The following is a 19,071-nucleotide window of genomic DNA, read 5'->3' as shown; positions in this document are numbered from 1 at the left end:
CCTCATTTCTAAAAATCAGTCTATATTATAACACAACATTCTCTAAAAGAAAAAAGGCTTCCGCCTTTATTTAATAAAATTCTCATTAAGATTTAAATTATCTATTTCATCCCAGGATTCCGCTTCTGATTTTGTTTCTACGCGAATCGTTGTTTTTCCAACGACACTGAGCGCTATCTCTTTTTCAACTTCTATAACTACTTTTCCCTCTAAGCGCGAAACCCCAATACATTTAGGTTCTCGTTTGCAGCTAACCATCAATTCATCTTCATCAGTAAAACTGCGATCATCTTTTTTTACCAAATCCAATTCATTTAAATAACTGATAGTTTGTTTTAAGATACCACTATCATCTTGATAACTATACCATAAATGAATATCAAATGTTCCTAGTACCACCGGTTTGTTTTCTTTATAAGCCGCATTATAATGATGATTGGTAATCCAGCAACCAAGTACTTGATCATAATTACCAATATCAATTGAATATTTGTTAATTGTTCTTTTTTTCCCTTTGGCTATAACGGCCTGGGTAATAATCTCACGAATATTATTTGCCATCTTCTCACCTAATTTAATATATGTCGAAAACCTAAAAAAATACACTAATTTGCTAAATATTCATGATATAAAAAGAACACTTCATTGAAGTGTTCTAATTTTGGTGTCCGTTTGATGATGTTGATTCTTTTAAGACAACATCATGAGCACCACCTTCAACAATACTTGTTGAAGAAACTAAAGTAATTTTAGCTTTTTGTTGCAATTCTGGAATCGTCAAAGCGCCACAATTACACATTGTTGATTTGATTTTACTTAAAGTTAAACTAACATTATCTTTTAGACTTCCAGCATATGGAACATATGAATCAACACCTTCTTCAAATGAAAGTTTAGCATCACCACCTAAATCATAACGTTGCCAGTTACGAGCTCTAGATGATCCTTCACCCCAGTATTCTTTCATATATTGGCCATTAATGCTTACTTTGTTGGTTGGAGACTCGTCAAATCTTGAGAAATAACGACCTAACATAATGAAATCAGAACCCATTGCTAATGCAAGAGTCATATGATAATCATGAACAATACCACCATCAGAACAGATTGGAACATAAATACCTGTTTCTTTAAAGTATTCATCACGAGCTTTAGCAACTTCAATTGTAGCAGTTGCCTGTCCGCGTCCAATTCCTTTTTGCTCACGAGTAATACAGATAGAACCGCCACCGATTCCAACTTTAACAAAGTCAGCACCAGCTTCAGCTAAGAATCTAAATCCTTCTGCATCAACAACATTACCAGCACCGACTTTAACACTATCACCATAGTGTTCTCTAATCCAAGCAATAGTAATTTTTTGCCATTCAGTAAATCCTTCAGAAGAATCAATACATAAAACATCAGCACCAGCTTCAATTAAAGCAGGAACACGTTCAGCATAATCACGAGTATTAATCCCAGCTCCAACTACATAACGTTTTGAAGCATCCAATAATTCATTAGGATTTGATTTTTTAGAATCATAGTCTTTTCTAAAGACAAAATAAGCTAATTTTTGATCATCATCAATAATTGGTAAAGCATTTAACTTATTGTCCCAAATTAAATCATTTGCTTCTTTTAAACTAATTCCAACATGACCACAAACTAATTTATCAAATGGTGTCATGAATTCTGATACTTTAGTATCTAAACTCATTCTTGAAATACGATAGTCACGTCCAGTAACAATTCCTAATAATTTACCATTAGCACTTGCATCTTCAGTAACTGCCATTGTTGAATGACCAGTTTTTTCTTTTAACGCGATAACATCAGCTAAGGTATTATCAACACTTAAATTAGAATCACTTGGTACAAACCCAGCTTTATAAGTTTTAGCTCGTTTAACCATTGCTGCCTGATCTGCAACTGATTGTGATCCATAGATGAAAGAAACTCCTCCTTCACGAGCTAAGGCTACAGCCATATTATCATCAGAAACAGCTTGCATAATTGCTGAAACTAATGGAATATTAAGTGATAATGCTGGTTCTTCACCTTTTTTAAATTTTACTAAAGGTGTTTTTAAACTTACATTTTTTGGTTGACATTCAGTAGAAGAATATCCTGGTACTAATAAATACTCATTAAATGTACGTGATGGTTCATCAAAAAAATATGCCATTTTTTATCTCCTTTTCTCTATTTTTGTGTAATATTTTGATAAATTATAATGAGAAATCTCGCTTTAGTCAAGCATTATTTCAATAATTCTCCATTAATATACGAATTAAGTGATTGCAGCAAACTATCGACTTCATCTTTTAAATATAAATAATTAACAACTAAAGGATGTGTTTCAAACTTTTCTTTAATCTGTTGGTACTCATCAATTGTTTTCTTTACTTCTTCATCCTGCTTTGCTTTTTGATTAACAATCTTTTTTTGCAAGGCTTTCATTTTAATCTCTAAATGAGAAATTTCCGGATTTTCTTTAATCAGATGCTCATATTTTTGATATTCTTTGATTACTTCTAAATTAAGCAAATAATCATTTAACTCTTTAGCGTATTCGTAGCTACGATTCAACAGCCTCACCTTTTAGTGCCCATGTTTTAGCTTCAGTAATTTTTACTTTAATGATCTTTCCAATATCTTTTGGATCACCTTTAAAATTAACCAGCTTATTATGGCGCGTATATCCAGTAAGCATTGTTTCATCACGTTTAGAAGTTCCTTCTACCAGCACTTCAACTACCTGATTCAAGAAACGTTGATTTTGCTTATGAGCTTTTTGAGTTACTAATTCATTTAAACGATATAATCGTTGATCTTTTTCTTCACTAGAAATATTATCATCCATTTTAGCTGCTGGCGTTCCCGCCCGTGGTGAGTAGACAAAAGTATATGCTAAGTCATACTCACATTCTTCATATAAAGATAATGTATCTAAAAATTGTTCATGAGTTTCATTGGGGAATCCAACAATTATATCGGTAGTAATTGTACAATCAGGGATATACTTTTTAATCTTATAAAATAAATCTAAATATTGTTGTCGCGTATAACGACGTCCCATTCTTTTTAAAACCTCATCATTTCCAGATTGGACTGGTAAATGAATTGCCGGCATGATGTTATCATATTTAGCAATAACTTTGATCATATCTTCACTAAAATCCCAAGGATGACTAGTTGTAAAACGAATTCGCGGAATTTGGGTTTTAGCTACATCTTCTAATAAATTAGCAAATTTATAGTCATCTCCTAAATCTTTACCATAACTATTAACATTTTGTCCTAGTAAAGTAACTTCCTGATAACCTTCTTCTTTTAATTGCCGTACTTCTTCAATAATATCACTTGAAAGACGTGAACGTTCTTTACCTCGAGTATATGGCACAATACAATATGTACAAAACTTGTTACATCCATACATAATATTGACCCAGGCCTTATATTTATTGGCCCGTTTCACCGGAGTATTTTCAATAACATCGCCCTCTTTAGACCAGACTTCAACCACCATTTCTTTGTTGAATAAAGCCTCTTTTAACAATTCAGGTAGACGATGAATATTGTGGGTTCCAAAAATTAGATCAACATGAGGATGTTTTTCTAAAATTCGTTTTACGACCACTTCTTCTTGTGCCATACAACCACAAAGTCCAAAGATTAAATCCGGATTAGTCTTCTTAAGATTTTTTACATACCCAACTTTACCAAATACTTTTTCTTCAGCATTTTCCCGAATAGCACAAGTATTTAAAATAATCACATCAGCATCTTTGATATCATCACAAGCTGTATATGACATACTTTCTAAAATTCCTGATAATGTTTCACTGTCGCGTTCATTTGCCTGACAACCATAAGTTTGAATATAATATTTTTTTCCTACTCCAGCTTTGACCATATCTGGAGGAATATAATAAGCATCATCATAACGATTTACTTGATCATTTCTTCTTTTTTTGGCCTCACTTAATGAAGGACCTTTAAAATAACTACTATAATCTTTCATTTATTCACCACTTTTCATCATAAATAGTCTTACCATCTTTAATATAACAGTATACAATTGTTTATTCTAGATGTTTTTTATAAATTTGTCTAGAAAAAAATAAGGACTTACGTCCTTATTTTTAATTATTAACCAAAGAATCCGTCTGGTTGAATTGAGAAATATAAAACTGCACCATCTTTTGTCTTTTTGAAAAGACCTTTACAGTAACTTGCTGCTTCTTCAGGTGTCATATCAGTTTCACACTCTACTTCAGCTTTGATACCAGTTTTCTTAAGAAATTTGCATTTTACTTTATCATCTTCATAACCATCAAAGAAATCGATTAATTTTTGTGTTTGAGCTGTTTGCATTAATAATTTACATTTTGCCATATTAATATCTCCTCCTATATCACTTTACATATTATAACTCAATCTTGTAAAAAAATAAAGCCCTTTCACCTAAAGTGAATCTAATTTTTGTGTAAAGGATTATCGTAATTCTAACAATAATCTTAGTGCTGTTATTTCTTTATCATCAACTACTAAATCATGAAAAGAAGGGATACAAATAATCTCATTTCCAGTTGGAATAATATAGCCACGAGCAATAGCAATTGCTTTAATCGCCTGATTTAATGCAGCAGCCCCGATAACTTGAATTTGAAGCTTAGACTCATTGCGTATCATACTGGCAATAGCACCAGCAACATTATTAGGGTTTGAAGATGACGATACTTTAATTGTTTCCATAATTTTCCTCCTAAAAGATATATATGAAAACAACTATTAAATATGACTAATATGGATGATCTTGATTAATCAAAATTCTTTCGATATTAATTGGAGTATTTCCTTCAAAGGTTATTAGCACACCTGATAATTGGCCTGTACTTTGAGCAACCACAAATGGAGCTGAAAAACCACGTAATCTTTTAACAATTAAATCCAGATCACAGCCAATAGCACTCATATATGGTCCCGTCATCCCGACATCGCTAATAAAAGCCAATTTACCATCGATGATTTTTTCATCAGCTGTTTGAACATGGGTATGAGTACCTAAAACAGCACTTGCTTTATCTTTGACATAATGAGCAAAAGCAATCTTTTCACTAGTAGTTTCTCCATGAAAATCAATAATATGAATATCCTGTTTTAAATCCAAATAATCGTCAATTACTTCAAAAGGATTACTATTACGGCTATCCATAAAAGCAACACCTAAAACATTGGTAACTCTGACTTTCTTTCCTTTAACATCAAAAACTCTAGTTTTTACCCCTGGTAAAACTTTTGGCTGATTAATTGGCACTATCAATCGATCGGCTTCATCGATATAATCGAACAATTCTTTTTTATCAAATGTATGATTTCCCATAGTCATTGCCTGAATTCCAGCAAAAACTAATTCGTCATAATGGCGTTTGATCAGACCTTTACCATGAGTAGTATTTTCAGCATTAGCAATTACAAAATCAATTTTCATATCATTAACTAGACGATGTAAATATTCATTGATCATGTCACGACCAATTGATCCAAAAATATCGCCAATGAATAAAATCTTCATAACTTCTCCTTTCATAAAAAAGATAGGCTTAAGCCTATCTATTTAGCCACCTCACTAGCCCGAACTTCTCTAATTACAGTAACTTTGATATGTCCAGGATATGTAAGTTCTTCTTCAATCTTATTTTTAATATCACGAGCAATCTTATGTGACATCAAATCATCAACTTTATCAGGCTTTACAACGATTCGTACTTCACGTCCCGCCTGAATTGCAAATACACGGTCTACACCTTCAAAACTTTTTGCCATTTCTTCTAATCGTTCTAATCGTTGAATATAGTTTTCAATTGTCTCACTACGACTTCCAGGTCTTGCAGCACTTAACGTATCCGCTGCAGCAACTAAAACAGAAATTACACTAGTAGCTGGCACATCACCATGATGTGATTCAATTGCATTAACTACTGTGGCATTTTCACCATGTTTTTTAGCAAATTTAGCCCCCAATTCCACATGGCTTCCTTCCATTTCATGATCCATTGCTTTTCCTAAGTCATGTAATAAACCAGCACGTTTAGCCAGCTGCTGATTCAATCCTAATTCAGCCGCCATAATACCAGCTAAATGGGCAACTTCCAATGAATGTTGCAAAGCATTTTGACCATAACTAGTCCGATACTTTAATTTACCAATCATCATAACAATTTCTTTATCAATTCTAGAAATACCTAATTCAAAGATAGCATCTTCACCAGTTTTACGAATTACTTCATTTAATTCATTTTTAGTTTTTTGAACCACTTCTTCAATTCTACCTGGTTGAATTCTTCCATCACGAATTAATGTTTCCAAAGATAATCTGGCAATTTCACGTCTAACCGGATCAAAACATGAAATAGTAATAGCTTCTGGCGTATCATCAATAATTAAATCAACACCAGTACATTGCTCTATCGTTTTAATGTTTCGACCTTCACGTCCAATTATCCGACCTTTCATTTCTTCACTTGGTAAAGCAACAACAGAAACGGTTCTTTCAACTGTTTCTTCTTGGGCATAACGATTAATAGCGTTGGCAATAATATCACGAGCAATAGTGCTAGCTTGTGATTTTGCTTCTTCTTCACGATCTTTGATGTAAGCCGTCATTTCGGTTGCTGTTTGTTGTTCAACCTGTTTAAATAATTCTTGCTTAGCTTCTTTAGCAGACATCGCAGCAATTTTTTCAAGTTCAACAACTTTAGCATCAATTTTTTCTTTTAATTGGTCTTCTAATTTACCTATTCTGGCTTCTCTTTCATCTAATTGTACTACTCTTTGCGCTAAAACATCCTCTTTTCCTTGAACAGCAATATCTCGGCGATCAATTGTTTTTTCTCTTTGTAAAAGTTTATTTTCATATTCAGAAATTTCCTGTCTTTGCTCTTTAGCTTCTTTTTCAGCTTGAAGCTTTAATTCATAAGCTTCAGTTTTAGCATCCAAAATAGCTTCTTTAACAAGGTTATCTGCCTTAGCAGTTGCATCATCTATTATTTTTGCAGCACTTACATTAGCTTTAGAAATTTTTAATTTATTAATAAAATAATTGATAAAAAAACCTACAGCTATAGCTAGAACATAGGTAAAGATAGAAACGATAATATTATCTGACATATTTCGTCCTCCACTTTCTGCTATGTAATCTTTTGATGAATTACATCAATTCATTGTGCGACAAGCACAATAACATTGTATAATATTTTGACATCTTTTACAATGAAAAGTGTTTACCATCAATCTATTTTTCCCATAATTTTTTAATAATTCAAAGACAATTACCATAAAAATAGACTATCTTTTAGCTAAAGAATTAAATATAATATTTAATTAATATCCTTACTTATGATAAAATAACGAAGAAATGAGGTAATAAAAATGTCAAAAACATTAGTTTTAGCTGAAAAGCCATCAGTAGGAAAAGATATTGCCAGGGTCTTGCAATGTCATAAAACTATTAATGGTGGTTTAGAAGGAAAAAAATATATTGTAACTTGGGCTTTAGGTCATCTAGTGACTTTAGCCGATCCTGAAAATTATGATAAAAAATATCAAAAATGGGATCTTGGCGATTTACCAATTATGCCTAAAACGATGAAATTAGTTGTAATTAAAAGCAGTGCCAAACAATTTAATGCCGTTAAAAATCTGATGAATCGTCAGGATATTAAAGATATCATTATTGCAACCGACGCTGGTCGTGAAGGTGAACTGGTAGCTCGCTGGATCATCAATAAAGCTCATGTTAATAAACCAATGAAACGGCTATGGATTTCTTCGGTAACTGATAAAGCTATCAAAGAAGGTTTTAACAATCTCAAAGATTCCCGCAATTATTTGCCGTTATATCATAGCGCCTATAGTCGTAGTGTTGCTGACTGGCTGGTAGGAATTAATGCCACTAGAGCTTTAACATGTAAATACAATGCAAAGTTAGCTTGTGGCCGCGTTCAAACCCCTACTTTAGCAATGATTGAACAAAGAGAAGAAGAAATCAAAAACTTCCAGCCTAAAGATTTTTATGGCATCTCAGCCATTTGCCAAGGGGTAACCTGGACCTGGTATTCAAAGAGAAATGAAAAGCATCTTTTTACAAAGGATAAAGTTGATCAAATTATTGCAAAGTTAGTTAATAAAAAACTGACGGTTACCAAAATCAATACCGTTAACAAAAAAACTTATGCTCCACAATTATATGATCTAACAGAACTGCAGCGTGATGCTAATCGTCTCTATGGTTTTTCAGCCAAAGAAACTTTATCAATCATGCAAGATTTATACGAATACCATAAAGTTTTAACTTATCCAAGAACTGATTCCCGGTACTTAACCGATGATATTGTTCCAACGATCAAAGAACGTCTAATTGCTAGCATTGGTGGTGATTATGATGAAATTATCAATCAAATTATTTCTAAACCAATAAAAAAACAGGCTTATTTTGTCAATAACCAGAAAGTAAGTGATCACCATGCGATCATTCCAACCGAACAACCTGTTATGTTAGGGGCTTTTAGTGATAAAGAATTTAAAATCTATGATTTAGTTATAAAGCGTTTTTTAGCCGTTTTAATGCCACCATATTTATATAAACAAACAACAATTATGGGAAAAGTTGATGATGAGACATTTAAGATTTCTGGTAAACAAGAAACTCAGTTAGGCTGGAAAGAAGTTTATCAAACCAGTGCAGAAAATGAGTCATCTTTGCCTGAATTGAAAGTTAATAATAGTTATATAGTATCTGATATCATAAAAACAACTGGACAAACAACGCCTCCAGCTTATTTTAATGAAGCGACTTTACTTTCAGCAATGGAAAATCCATTGCATTATATGCATAGTTCTTCTAAAAAACTAAATACTACTTTAATTAATACTGGGGGATTAGGAACTGTTGCTACCAGAGCTGATATCATTGATAAATTATTTAATACTTTCTTAATTGAAAAGCGTAATAATGAAATCCATATTACTAATAAAGGAAAACAATTATTAAAATTAGTTCCTAAGGACTTAAAAGAACCTGAACTGACTGCCAAATGGGAATTACAATTAGCTAAAATTGCTGCCAACAAGCAACAGCCAAAACAATTTATCAGCGAAATCAAGGACTATACTAACAAGATCATTCAAGAAATCAATAACAGCCAGGCAACATTCAAGCACGATAACTTAACGGGAAAACGTTGTCCAGAATGCAATCATTTTATGCTTGAAGTTAATGGCAAGAAAGGAAAGCTATTAATTTGTTCCAACCCTGATTGTAAACACCGGGAAACCGTTTCTATAGTTACCAACGCCCGTTGTCCTAATTGTCATAAAAAATTAGAACTGGTAGGAAAAGGTGATAAGCAGATGTTTGTCTGTAAAACATGTGGCTATCGTCAAAAATTATCCGAGTTTAAAAAACAGCGCAGCACTAAATCAAATGAAGCTAAAAAAAGTGATGTCAAAAAATATTTACAGCAACAAAAAAAGCAACAAACCGATATCGAAGATTCTCCATTTGCTGCATTATTGAATATTAAAGATAGGCTAAAATAATTACTATTTTAGCCTATCTGCTTAATGAAATAACTTCAGTAGCACTTCCCCAATATCCTGTTTGCACTTGAAGCTGTGTTTGCATATCATTAGCAACGGCTTCGGGAACATCAAAAATAATCTGTCCTTGTAAAGTTACTTCAGGATTAATTTCTTTATAAATAATTGATGTATCTCCTAAATAAATGGCACCGGTAGAATCAGTTGAGTATTCATTGCCACCATTTAAAAGTTTAAAGAAGCTATCAGAAATACTTAAGGCTTCATTACCATGATTAGTTATTGAAATATCAATAACTAAATATGTATCATTAGCATTATTACTTAAATATTGATCACCGACACTTTTGGTCACACTAACATTACTAACAAGATATTCAACATCCTCAACATTTACAACATCACCAATTCCATAGCTGACAGTATCATCTTCTTTTGCCGAATCATCAGTCACTACGGTATCATCTGATTGATTGTTGCCGTCATTGCTATTATCACTTCCCATCCCCGCTACGATAGCAACTATAAAAATTACTAACACGATACATAATATCTTTTTAACTAATGAAAGTTGTTTAAATTTTGAAAATATTTTCATCTATAATCCTCCCTTTTCTACAGATAAGATTATAGCTGGATATTAAAATATTTTGGTCTGCTTCTAGCAGACATTATGATAAATTTAAAACATTACTTATAATGGTAAATATCAAGATTTCTACTAAAATCCAAGCAAAAACAGTTATAATAATTCCAAATATTTTTAAAACTAGAGATTTAGATTGGCTAAAAAAGCAACTGTTTCTTATATCCATATAATTACCTGCAAATAAAATAATCGTTATGACGATACCAAGAATAATTAATCGATTTAACCACAAATTTATCCCTGTCAACAAGACACCATTACTAGTTAGATCCGTAGTCAAACAAGAAAAAATCAAAATCAGATAACCGCAAATTGCCAGAAACTTTTTCATCACTGAATTATTTTTCAACCCTGGTAAATTAACCACTAATTTTTTTATCAAATATTCTTTACTATCGATATTTAGAGCCTGCATCATTTCTATCACGCTATTATAACGGGATTTAGGGTCTAAATTAGTAGCCTTTTCAATCACAGTCCGTTCAACCCCCGTTGCCAATTTTTCATTTGGTAAAGTTTTGGTAAAAAGAAAATTTAATAAAATCCCTAAAGCATAAATATCACTTTGTTGACTGCTTTGACCAAAGCCATATTGTTCTGGTGATGCATAACCGACACTGCCAAGTAAAACAGTATCTTGTTTTTTGGCATCCTTGAAATTACGAGAAATATCAAAATCAAATAAATAAATCTTTTGATGCAAATAAAAAATATTCGATGGTTTAATATCCCGATGAATAATTGGGGGTTTTTGTTGGTGCAAATTAGCTACGATTAGACAGAGCTGTTTAAAAATCTCTAATACTTCTTTACGGTTCAAATCATGGTTCAAACAGTACTCTTCAAGCGAGATAGCATTGATATATTCTTCAATAACAATAATTCCATCATCACTTTCTTGTAATTGATATATTTTTGGAATCTGCTTAATTTTTAACTGCTGCAATTGTTGATAAATTGCTTTATTATTTAATGGTAATTCTTTTTTCAAATAGAGTAAGCGATCTATTTTACTACGAACAAGGACAATTCGTTTATTTTTTGTTTCTTTAATTATCTCTAATTCTTGATATAAATCTCGAATATCCATTTTTCTTCTCCTTGAAATCTTTATTTTTACATTATAAGATATATTATAGGTGATATTAATGACAACAACAACTCAATTATTAAATATAATCAATCGAAACAAAGAACTTTCAATTGAAGAACTGCTGACTAAAATTCCTGATGTAGATTTTGTTAGTTACTTAGAAACATTATTATTACAAAAAAATATTTCTAAAAGTTCCCTAATTAAAATGACTAATTTAAATCGAACTTATGCCTATCAAATCTTTAATGGTCAAAAAAATCCAAGTCGTAATAAAGTAATTCAAATTGCTTTAGCTTTACAATTAGAAATTAATGAAACTAATAATCTGTTATCATTATCTGATAATGGTTATTTATATCCTAAAGTTAAATTTGATGCCGTTATCTTATATGCATTAAAGCACAAACAATCAATCATGGATACTAATTTTATTTTAGATATGTACAATTTACCGATATTAGAATAACGATTAACAATTATTATATTATCCTAAATAAACTCACTTGTATTTACAGAAAAAAGGAACTATCACTAATATGATTGTTCCTTTTTTAGACTATTCTATAAAACTATTATTTTTAGTTAGTTTTAGAACTATTAGTTTTTTGCTCATCCTCTTCTTTTAAAGCAGCAATGATTGCCTGAGTAATTTCTTCCATCGTTTCCGGATGGCTAGTTAAAAATTTCTTAGCATTTTCACGACCCTGACCGATTTTTTCACCTTTATAAGCATACCAGGCACCACTTTTTTCAACAATATCTTTTTCAACTGCTAAATCTAACACTTCACCATCTCTAGAAATCCCTTTACCATAAATGATATCAACCTGAGTTGATTTAAATGGCGGAGCTACCTTGTTTTTTACAACTTTAATATTAACTTTATTTCCTACAATTTCACTGCCAACTTTAATTTGTTCACTACGACGAATTTCCACACGAACTGAAGAATAGAATTTAAGCGCTCTTCCACCAGTCGTAGTTTCTGGATTTCCAAACATGACTCCAATTTTTTCCCGTAATTGATTGATAAAAATAATCGTACATTCTGATTTATTCAATTCTGCAGCAATTTTTCTTAAAGCTTTAGACATTAAACGAGCCTGAAGTCCCATTTGAGCATCGCCCATTTCCCCATCTAATTCAACTTGAGGAACTAAAGCGGCCACTGAATCGACAACAACCAGATCAATTGCTCCAGAGCGAACTAATGTCTCAGCAATTTCCAATCCCTGCTCACCTGAATCAGGTTGTGAAAGGATTAATTCATCAATATTAACTCCTAAATTCTTAGCATAAACTGGATCAATTGCATGCTCCGCATCAATAAAAGCTGCACGACCTCCCTGCTTTTGACATTCAGCAATTGCATGAAGTGTTAAAGTAGTTTTTCCGCTAGATTCAGGCCCGTATATTTCAATAATTCTTCCTTTAGGATAACCACCTATTCCTAAAGCAATATCTAATGTTAGAGAACCAGTAGGAATGACATCAACATTAACAGCAGCACGATCACCTAATTTCATAACTGATCCTTTTCCATATTTCTTCTCAATCGCTTTAATCGCATCATCCAAAGCTTGAGCCTTTTTAGCTTCTTCTTTACTAACTTTTGTTTCTTTCGTCTTTGCTTCTGCCATATTTTTTACCTCCCTACTACACATATACTCCTAAAAATGCTAATTTACTTTAATTTTTTCAATTAATTTTCTAATTGCAAAATCAATTGCCTGTTTTTGAATTTCTTCCCGAGATCCCTGTAATTTTAATTCATAGACATTAATTCCATGATAAAAAATTCCGATATAAACCAGCCCCACTGGTTTTCCTTCCATCGCATCAGGACCAGCATTTCCAGTAAACGAAACACAAATATCACTGTCTAATATTTGTTTACCGTTAACACACATTAATGATGCAATCTCTTTGCTGACAACGCCATATTTTTCAATGACATCATGGGAGACTCCTAACAGTCTTTCTTTAGTAATGCTTTGATAAGTTACTAAACTTCCTTTATAAACCTTAGAAATGCCAGGAATACTTCCTAGCATTGCAGCAAAATTACCTACTGTAAAACTTTCTACACTAGATATACTTATATTGTTTTGAATTAAAAATTCTGCTAACTCCTTCATTACATTGTCTCCGTAAGCATTTCTTTATTTTTCATAAAATAATCAATTCCGCTAATTACTGATATAACTGTTGCAACCCATGCCATAATTGTTGCAACATCAATATTTAAAGCACTAAATGGAAAATTATTAACTAATAGCAAACCAATAGCAATCATTTGTGAAACTGTCTTTAATTTTCCCAATTTACTGGCAGCAACAACAACCTGTCTACTAGCTGCTGACATTTTAATAGCATCAACAATAGTATCACGAGAAATCATAATAATCGGGATAATAATATTAATAGTATTATCACTTGCCAGCAATAAGAAAATAGTATTGACAAGCAGTTTATCAGCTATCGGATCAACAAATTTTCCAAATGTCGTTACCAAATCTTCTTTTCTTGCAATCTGACCATCTAGATAATCCGTAAATGAAGCCACAACAAAGATTACAAGAACAATTAGATTAACTAATGAAATTTCGGTATTCAAAATATGAAAAACTGGTATTGCTATTTGCAAATCATTATATGGGAACATATAAATAAGTATTAATACAGGTACCAGAATTATTCTAGTAATCGTCAGTCGATTCGGTAAATTCATTATTGTGATACCTGAGTTGATGGTACTTGAGTTAAGATAAGATCTTTAGTGCCTCCATCATATTCACTAGGATCGATTTCAATTTGTGTATCGTTAATATAGAAACGATGTCCCATAAAATATCCAATTCTTAAATCCAAATTTTGGAATTCTTCTTTACTAAACTCCAATTCAACTGTTTCTGGAGTTGCCTCTAAAGAATCACTTCTATTAGCATCATTGTAAATTCCACTATTAAATCCACTATATTCACTACCATTGTAATCCAAACGGGCCCAAGTACGACCAACAAACTCAACTTTAAATCTTACAGTTGTTTCGCTTTCAGCCAAAGTAAAATTATAAGTTAAATCGCCTTCATCAGTTTTAGTAATCGTAACTGCAGGTGTTGTTTTTTCTGGCTGTTGCGCTGGTTCATTACTATCTTCATTGTCGTTTGTATCATTAGTATTTTGATCAGTTGTTTCATTGCTTCCTTCAACAGTTGGAGAATTATTATTATTAAAATCGCTGCTACCATCATCAACTCGCGTAGCCACCAAGGTATACCAGATGACAATTATTAATGCAACAATAATAACTCCTACCAATATATATTTAAGATAACGCAAAAAATAATGGTTTTCATAGACCGGTTTATTTTTTGAAATTGCTTTTTTCGACTTTACTTTCTTTAAATCTTTTAACGAATCACTTACCTTTTCTGAAATAGTAACATTCTTTTTATTTTCTTCAGCTAATCTTTTTGCCAAATCTTCTTGTCTAATTTCCTCTAATTGAATTTCCTGAGTTAAATTTTCAAAATCAGAATCAAGTTCCTTTTCTTCTAAGCCCAAGTATTTGGCAATCTTTCTCAAATACATTTTAAGGTATAATTCATCACCTTTAAATTTATCAAAATTTCCAGATTCTATATCTTTTAAGACAGCCACTGAAATAAATGTTCCTTTTGCTAATTCCTCAAGGGTAATCCCTCTAGCCTCACGTTCTTTTTTAACACGTTCGCTAATGCTATTCATAGCTATCCTCCTTTATCAATTTTAAAAACGTCTCTAATAAACATTTAAATTATATCATAATTATTATTTATGACAATAACCTAATCACATTTATTTTATGAAAGATTTGTTTTAATATACATAAAATATGTAATTTTATTTTACCTGTTTTTTATAAACTTTTTGTGTACTAATATGATTAAATTTAAAAAATTTATTTTTTAAATTTACAAATAGCTATGTTATACTTTCCTTTATTATCAATTAATGATCCATTTTTCAACAAAAAAAGCAGGTTGCCCTGCTTTTATATAATATTATAGTAATGATTGATATAATTCTTTGATTTCTTCAACACTAGTATCTCTTGGGTTACCTGGACAACATGCATCAGCCAAAGCACTTTCACTTAAAAAGTCTAAGTCTTCAACTTTAACAATATCTTTTAAGTCAGCTGGAATACCAACATCTTGTGATAATTGTTTTACTGCATCTACTGCTGCTTTACGATATTCTTCTTGAGTCATTCCAGTTGTATCTACACCCATTGCTTCAGCAATATCTTTATATTTTTCACCAGTATAAGGAGCATTATATTCCATAACTGTTGGTAAAATAATCGCATTAGCAACACCATGAGGAGTATCATATAAAGCACCTAGAGGATGTGCCATTGAGTGTACTAATCCTAAACCAACATTAGAGAATCCCATACCAGCTACATATTGTCCTAAAGCCATTCCTTCACGACCTTCGTCAGTATTTTCAACAGCACCTCTTAATGATTTAGAAATTATTTCAATAGCTTTAAGATGGAACATATCACTTAATTCCCAAGCTCCTTTAGTAATATAACCTTCAATTGCATGAGTTAAAGCATCCATACCAGTTGCTGCTGTCAATCCTTTTGGCATTGTAGACATCATATCTGGATCAACAAATGCGACAACAGGAATATCATGAACATCAACACAAACCATTTTTCTGTCTTTTTCAGCATCAGTAATAACATAGTTGATTGTTACTTCTGCAGCAGTTCCAGCTGTTGTTGGTACTGCAAAAATTGGAGTACATGGATTTTTAGTATCAGCAACCCCTTCAAGACTTCTAACATCAGCAAAATCAGGATTACGATCAATAATACCAACAGCTTTAGCTGTATCCATTGAAGATCCACCACCAATTGCAATGATATAATCAGCCTTTGCATCATGTAATGCTTTTACACCATGTTGAACGTTTTCAATTGTAGGATTTGGTTTAATATCTGAATAAACTTCATATGCCAATCCTTCTTTATCCAATAAATCAGTTACTTTTTTAGTAACTCCAAATTTTAATAAATCAGGGTCAGAACAAACCAATGCTTTTTTAAATCCACGAGCTTTTGCTTCATTAGGAATTTCATTAATTGCTCCTTTTCCATGATAACTAGTTTCATTTAATACAAATCTGTTTGCCATTTTTATCAATCTCCTTTACTTCTAACTGTCTATATTTTACCACCCTTGTGAAAATAAAAACAAGTTACAGATGTAAGCAAATGTCACATTTATTTGTTTATGATATTTCGAAATTATTATAACGATATTATAACGATACTTATAAAAAAACGAGAAATAATTGAATATTATTATAATGTGTTTTGATTGCTGTTTGTATATTATTATAAAAAATGGTTTTTTTATGGTTTTTTGAGATTTTTGTTTGGTATAAAAATTGTATTTACTTGTTGATAAAAAAGGGTTGTTTCATTTCAATGTGAAGCAACCCTTTTTTAATCGCTTTGCTTTATATATAATAAGGATAGGAAATAGTATCAACTTAGTGTTAATTTATATAACTCGTTTCTGATTACTGACAATTCACGAATTGGTAATTCTACTATTGATGCTACTTTTAAAGCATTAAACTCTGTTGAGTTTAAATCCATCAACTGAAGACAATACAATATTTCCTCGATTGATTCTAGTCTGCTTTGAATGCTTATAATTTGCTCTTTATTTGATAAGTTCATAGATGATAACTCCTTTTTTAAATTTCTTTATCAATGTTTTTAATGATCAGTTCGTTTTCATGACATTCTAACTGTATATAATTTCCAATTTTAAAGCCTAGTTTTTCTAGCCACATACCCGAAATTTTTATAAGAGGAATTTTTCGCATACTAGAAACTTCATAAACTTTCAAAACACGTTCTTTTTTATTCGACATATAAGCGCTCCTTTCTTTTTATAACCAACCCCTACTATTCATTTACACCCAAAGATAGAAAATTTCTTTATTATTTTTGATTACTTTCAAAAATTTAATATGCGCAATATAACAACTGACAAAAATAAAAAGCAAGCTATTATATTGCTTGCTTCCTATTAAAAAGAATATTAAAGTTTAGATAATAAATATTGGGTATAACCTATTATTATCAATCTAGGTTAATTTAATTATATAGTAACCTCATATAGTTTACAAGCAGCAATCACTATTTTTTGAATATAATTAAATCATCATTAATTGTAAAAGTAGAATTTACTTTTTCAATTGACTGTAATTAAATCAATAAGATAATATACATTGTATTACATCACTTATACATTGACAGATGATGTATATTATGCTATGTTAGTGATGTAAGGTGGTGTAAATACATGAGATTAAAAGAGTTAAGAGAAGAAAAAGAATTAACACAAGCTGATGTTGTAGCTAAAGGTAAAGGGCTAGGTGGGAAATTCACTCAGCAGCAATTAAGCAGATGGGAGAATGGAAGTTTAGCTCCATCTAATAAAAACATTGAAATATTGGCTAAAATTTTTGATGTTAAAAAAGAAGAGTTGTTTGATAATAGAAGTGAAAATTCTTCAATTAATTTTTATAATGACGGTTTTGAATACGGAAAAACTCTAGCTGAAAATGGATTAAAATTTGAGCAGTTCACTACATGTCAAAAGAAGCATGGAGTACCTGATTTTTCTAATAAAACTTTTGAAGAAGCTAAAGATGCCATGATTGAACTTTTTATTGATCTATCAGTTGGTGTATCTGCACCAATATCTAAAAAATTTTTAGAAGTTATCAATAAGAATGACATATATCTTTTCTATATGGGATTGTATAATGGTGTGCTTTCAGGATCAGGAGATTATAAAGATGATTAAACCTAAAACTGATTTAACAGGTAAAAGATTTGGAAGATTGACAGTCATAAAGCAAAACGGAAGTCACCCTAAAGAGGGCATACTTTGGTTATGTAAGTGTGATTGTGGGAATACAGTTGTTGTTTCTACACAAAATTTAAATCGAGGCGGAGTGAGGTCTTGTGGATGTTTGAGAAAAGAAATGGTTAGCAAAAGAGTAAAAAAAGAAAAAACACTTAAAAAGTATCAAATAGAAGATACAAATGTAAGTATGCTGAACTCTAAATTATCTAAAGCTAACAAAACAGGGCACAAAGGCGTTTGGTACAATAAACATCTTGATAAATACGAAGCGTATATTACTTTTAAAAAACATAGATATCATCTTGGCAAATACAAAAATATAAATGACGCTATTTTAGCTCGTGAAAAAGCAGAAAAGATGCTATTTGATGATTTTTTAAAATGGTATGAGGAAAATAAAAAAGGCCTAGAGCATTAAGCCCTAGGCAATTTTTCTATATATTTGTTGTTTATATAATATTGTTTGTGATGTTCATCTTCAATTATAGAATAGAATTTACTGTATAAAACTAACTCATAGTTTTTATCAATTGAAAGTTTTTTACTTTCGATTGTTTCAGCATATTCTTTTAATCTAATAATCATAGTAAACACCTATCTGATTTTCTAGTTCTTCGCATAGTTCAAAGTATTTTTTATACTGTTTTTTTAAATATTCATTATTTTCCAGCAGATAATCATTATTATCTTCCAATCTTTTATTTTCTTTTTCTAATTCAACAATCTCTTCTTTATTAGTTTTCGTATTAGTTTTTATTTGTTGAACATAGATAACTAACAACAAATTAGCT

Annotated in this window: 22 protein-coding genes; 4 read left to right on the top strand and 18 right to left on the bottom strand. The window is 31.2% G+C overall.

Annotation, left to right across the window (positions count from 1 at the left end; translation table 11 throughout):
• Positions 1-66: 66 nt before the first annotated feature.
• The 8 genes from cotE to rny all read right to left on the bottom strand — a co-directional run bounded on the left by cotE (position 67) and on the right by rny (position 7,158).
• A complete protein-coding gene (gene cotE, locus Q0K54_RS10790) occupies positions 67-561 on the bottom strand; it encodes an outer spore coat protein CotE (protein ID WP_294581205.1) in 495 nt (164 codons plus the stop codon).
• Positions 562-655: 94 nt separating this feature from the next.
• The gene (locus Q0K54_RS10785) at positions 656-2,170 is read right to left on the bottom strand and encodes an IMP dehydrogenase (protein ID WP_294581203.1); all 1,515 of its coding nucleotides are present in this window, start codon (positions 2,168-2,170) and stop codon (positions 656-658) included.
• Positions 2,171-2,244: 74 nt separating this feature from the next.
• A complete protein-coding gene (locus Q0K54_RS10780) occupies positions 2,245-2,583 on the bottom strand; it encodes a YlbF family regulator (protein WP_294581202.1) in 339 nt (112 codons plus the stop codon).
• Complete coding sequence (gene miaB / locus Q0K54_RS10775; protein ID WP_294581200.1) at positions 2,564-4,009, bottom strand: tRNA (N6-isopentenyl adenosine(37)-C2)-methylthiotransferase MiaB; 1,446 nt, start codon at positions 4,007-4,009, stop codon at positions 2,564-2,566. Before miaB ends, Q0K54_RS10780 begins: the two co-directional genes overlap by 20 nt.
• 128 nt (positions 4,010-4,137) lie before the next feature.
• Entirely contained in the window at positions 4,138-4,383 is a 246-nt protein-coding gene (locus Q0K54_RS10770; protein WP_294581199.1) for a hypothetical protein, read from the bottom strand.
• Between the two features lie 99 nt (positions 4,384-4,482).
• Positions 4,483-4,743, bottom strand: a complete 261-nt coding sequence (locus Q0K54_RS10765) for a stage V sporulation protein S (protein WP_294581198.1) — start codon at positions 4,741-4,743, stop codon at positions 4,483-4,485.
• Positions 4,744-4,789: 46 nt separating this feature from the next.
• Positions 4,790-5,563, bottom strand: coding sequence for a TIGR00282 family metallophosphoesterase (locus tag Q0K54_RS10760; protein ID WP_294581196.1), 774 nt, complete (start codon positions 5,561-5,563; stop codon positions 4,790-4,792).
• Positions 5,564-5,601: 38 nt separating this feature from the next.
• Positions 5,602-7,158 carry a ribonuclease Y gene (rny, locus tag Q0K54_RS10755; RefSeq protein ID WP_294581194.1) on the bottom strand — a complete coding sequence of 519 codons (1,557 nt, stop codon included), beginning with the start codon at positions 7,156-7,158 and terminating at the stop codon, positions 5,602-5,604.
• Between the two features lie 261 nt (positions 7,159-7,419).
• On the opposite strand from rny, the gene Q0K54_RS10750 reads away from it, so the two are divergent.
• Complete coding sequence (locus Q0K54_RS10750) at positions 7,420-9,588, top strand: DNA topoisomerase III (RefSeq protein ID WP_294581192.1); 2,169 nt, start codon at positions 7,420-7,422, stop codon at positions 9,586-9,588.
• A gap of 13 nt (positions 9,589-9,601) precedes the next feature.
• Here Q0K54_RS10750 and Q0K54_RS10745 read toward each other — a convergent pair whose 3' ends face one another.
• The gene (locus Q0K54_RS10745; protein WP_294581190.1) at positions 9,602-10,186 is read right to left on the bottom strand and encodes a DUF4352 domain-containing protein; all 585 of its coding nucleotides are present in this window, start codon (positions 10,184-10,186) and stop codon (positions 9,602-9,604) included.
• Between the two features lie 73 nt (positions 10,187-10,259).
• Positions 10,260-11,327: a protein kinase gene (locus tag Q0K54_RS10740; RefSeq protein ID WP_294581188.1), complete on the bottom strand. Its 1,068-nt coding sequence runs from the start codon at positions 11,325-11,327 to the stop codon at positions 10,260-10,262.
• Positions 11,328-11,385: 58 nt separating this feature from the next.
• Between Q0K54_RS10740 and Q0K54_RS10735 the strand changes: the two genes are divergently transcribed.
• Positions 11,386-11,799 carry a helix-turn-helix transcriptional regulator gene (locus Q0K54_RS10735; protein WP_294581187.1) on the top strand — a complete coding sequence of 138 codons (414 nt, stop codon included), beginning with the start codon at positions 11,386-11,388 and terminating at the stop codon, positions 11,797-11,799.
• A gap of 112 nt (positions 11,800-11,911) precedes the next feature.
• Here Q0K54_RS10735 and recA read toward each other — a convergent pair whose 3' ends face one another.
• The 6 genes from recA to Q0K54_RS10705 form a co-directional block, all read right to left on the bottom strand.
• Positions 11,912-12,973 (bottom strand): recombinase RecA, encoded by a 1,062-nt coding sequence (recA, locus tag Q0K54_RS10730; RefSeq protein ID WP_294581185.1) that lies wholly within the window; start codon positions 12,971-12,973, stop codon positions 11,912-11,914.
• Positions 12,974-13,012: 39 nt separating this feature from the next.
• Positions 13,013-13,471: a CinA family protein gene (locus tag Q0K54_RS10725; RefSeq protein ID WP_294581183.1), complete on the bottom strand. Its 459-nt coding sequence runs from the start codon at positions 13,469-13,471 to the stop codon at positions 13,013-13,015.
• Entirely contained in the window at positions 13,471-14,064 is a 594-nt protein-coding gene (gene pgsA, locus Q0K54_RS10720; protein WP_294581181.1) for a CDP-diacylglycerol--glycerol-3-phosphate 3-phosphatidyltransferase, read from the bottom strand. The genes Q0K54_RS10725 and pgsA overlap by 1 nt, the downstream gene beginning before the upstream one ends.
• A complete protein-coding gene (locus Q0K54_RS10715) occupies positions 14,064-15,083 on the bottom strand; it encodes a RodZ family helix-turn-helix domain-containing protein (RefSeq protein ID WP_294581180.1) in 1,020 nt (339 codons plus the stop codon). Before Q0K54_RS10715 ends, pgsA begins: the two co-directional genes overlap by 1 nt.
• 296 nt (positions 15,084-15,379) lie before the next feature.
• Positions 15,380-16,525, bottom strand: a complete 1,146-nt coding sequence (fucO, locus tag Q0K54_RS10710) for a lactaldehyde reductase (protein WP_294581178.1) — start codon at positions 16,523-16,525, stop codon at positions 15,380-15,382.
• A 571-nt stretch (positions 16,526-17,096) separates the two neighbouring features.
• The gene (locus Q0K54_RS10705) at positions 17,097-17,276 is read right to left on the bottom strand and encodes a SymE family type I addiction module toxin (protein WP_294581176.1); all 180 of its coding nucleotides are present in this window, start codon (positions 17,274-17,276) and stop codon (positions 17,097-17,099) included.
• 434 nt (positions 17,277-17,710) lie between these two features.
• Here Q0K54_RS10705 and Q0K54_RS10700 point away from each other — a divergent pair, with 434 nt between their 5' ends.
• Entirely contained in the window at positions 17,711-18,217 is a 507-nt protein-coding gene (locus Q0K54_RS10700) for a helix-turn-helix transcriptional regulator (protein ID WP_294581174.1), read from the top strand.
• Complete coding sequence (locus Q0K54_RS10695; protein ID WP_294581172.1) at positions 18,210-18,698, top strand: AP2 domain-containing protein; 489 nt, start codon at positions 18,210-18,212, stop codon at positions 18,696-18,698. Before Q0K54_RS10700 ends, Q0K54_RS10695 begins: the two co-directional genes overlap by 8 nt.
• Here the strand turns inward: Q0K54_RS10695 and Q0K54_RS10690 are convergent.
• Both Q0K54_RS10690 and Q0K54_RS10685 read right to left on the bottom strand, forming a co-directional pair.
• Complete coding sequence (locus tag Q0K54_RS10690; protein WP_294581171.1) at positions 18,695-18,865, bottom strand: hypothetical protein; 171 nt, start codon at positions 18,863-18,865, stop codon at positions 18,695-18,697. The genes Q0K54_RS10695 and Q0K54_RS10690 overlap by 4 nt on opposite strands.
• A partial coding sequence (locus tag Q0K54_RS10685; RefSeq protein ID WP_294581170.1) for a hypothetical protein occupies positions 18,855-19,071 on the bottom strand: 217 nt, incomplete at its 5' end. The genes Q0K54_RS10685 and Q0K54_RS10690, both read right to left, overlap by 11 nt.

Origin of the sequence: uncultured Thomasclavelia sp. (genome assembly GCF_944324745.1) — a bacterium.
Classification (GTDB): domain Bacteria; phylum Bacillota_I; class Bacilli_A; order Erysipelotrichales; family Coprobacillaceae; genus Thomasclavelia.
The sequence above is the reverse complement of the archived record's forward strand: the minus strand, read 5'-3'. Positions and strand labels throughout refer to the sequence as shown.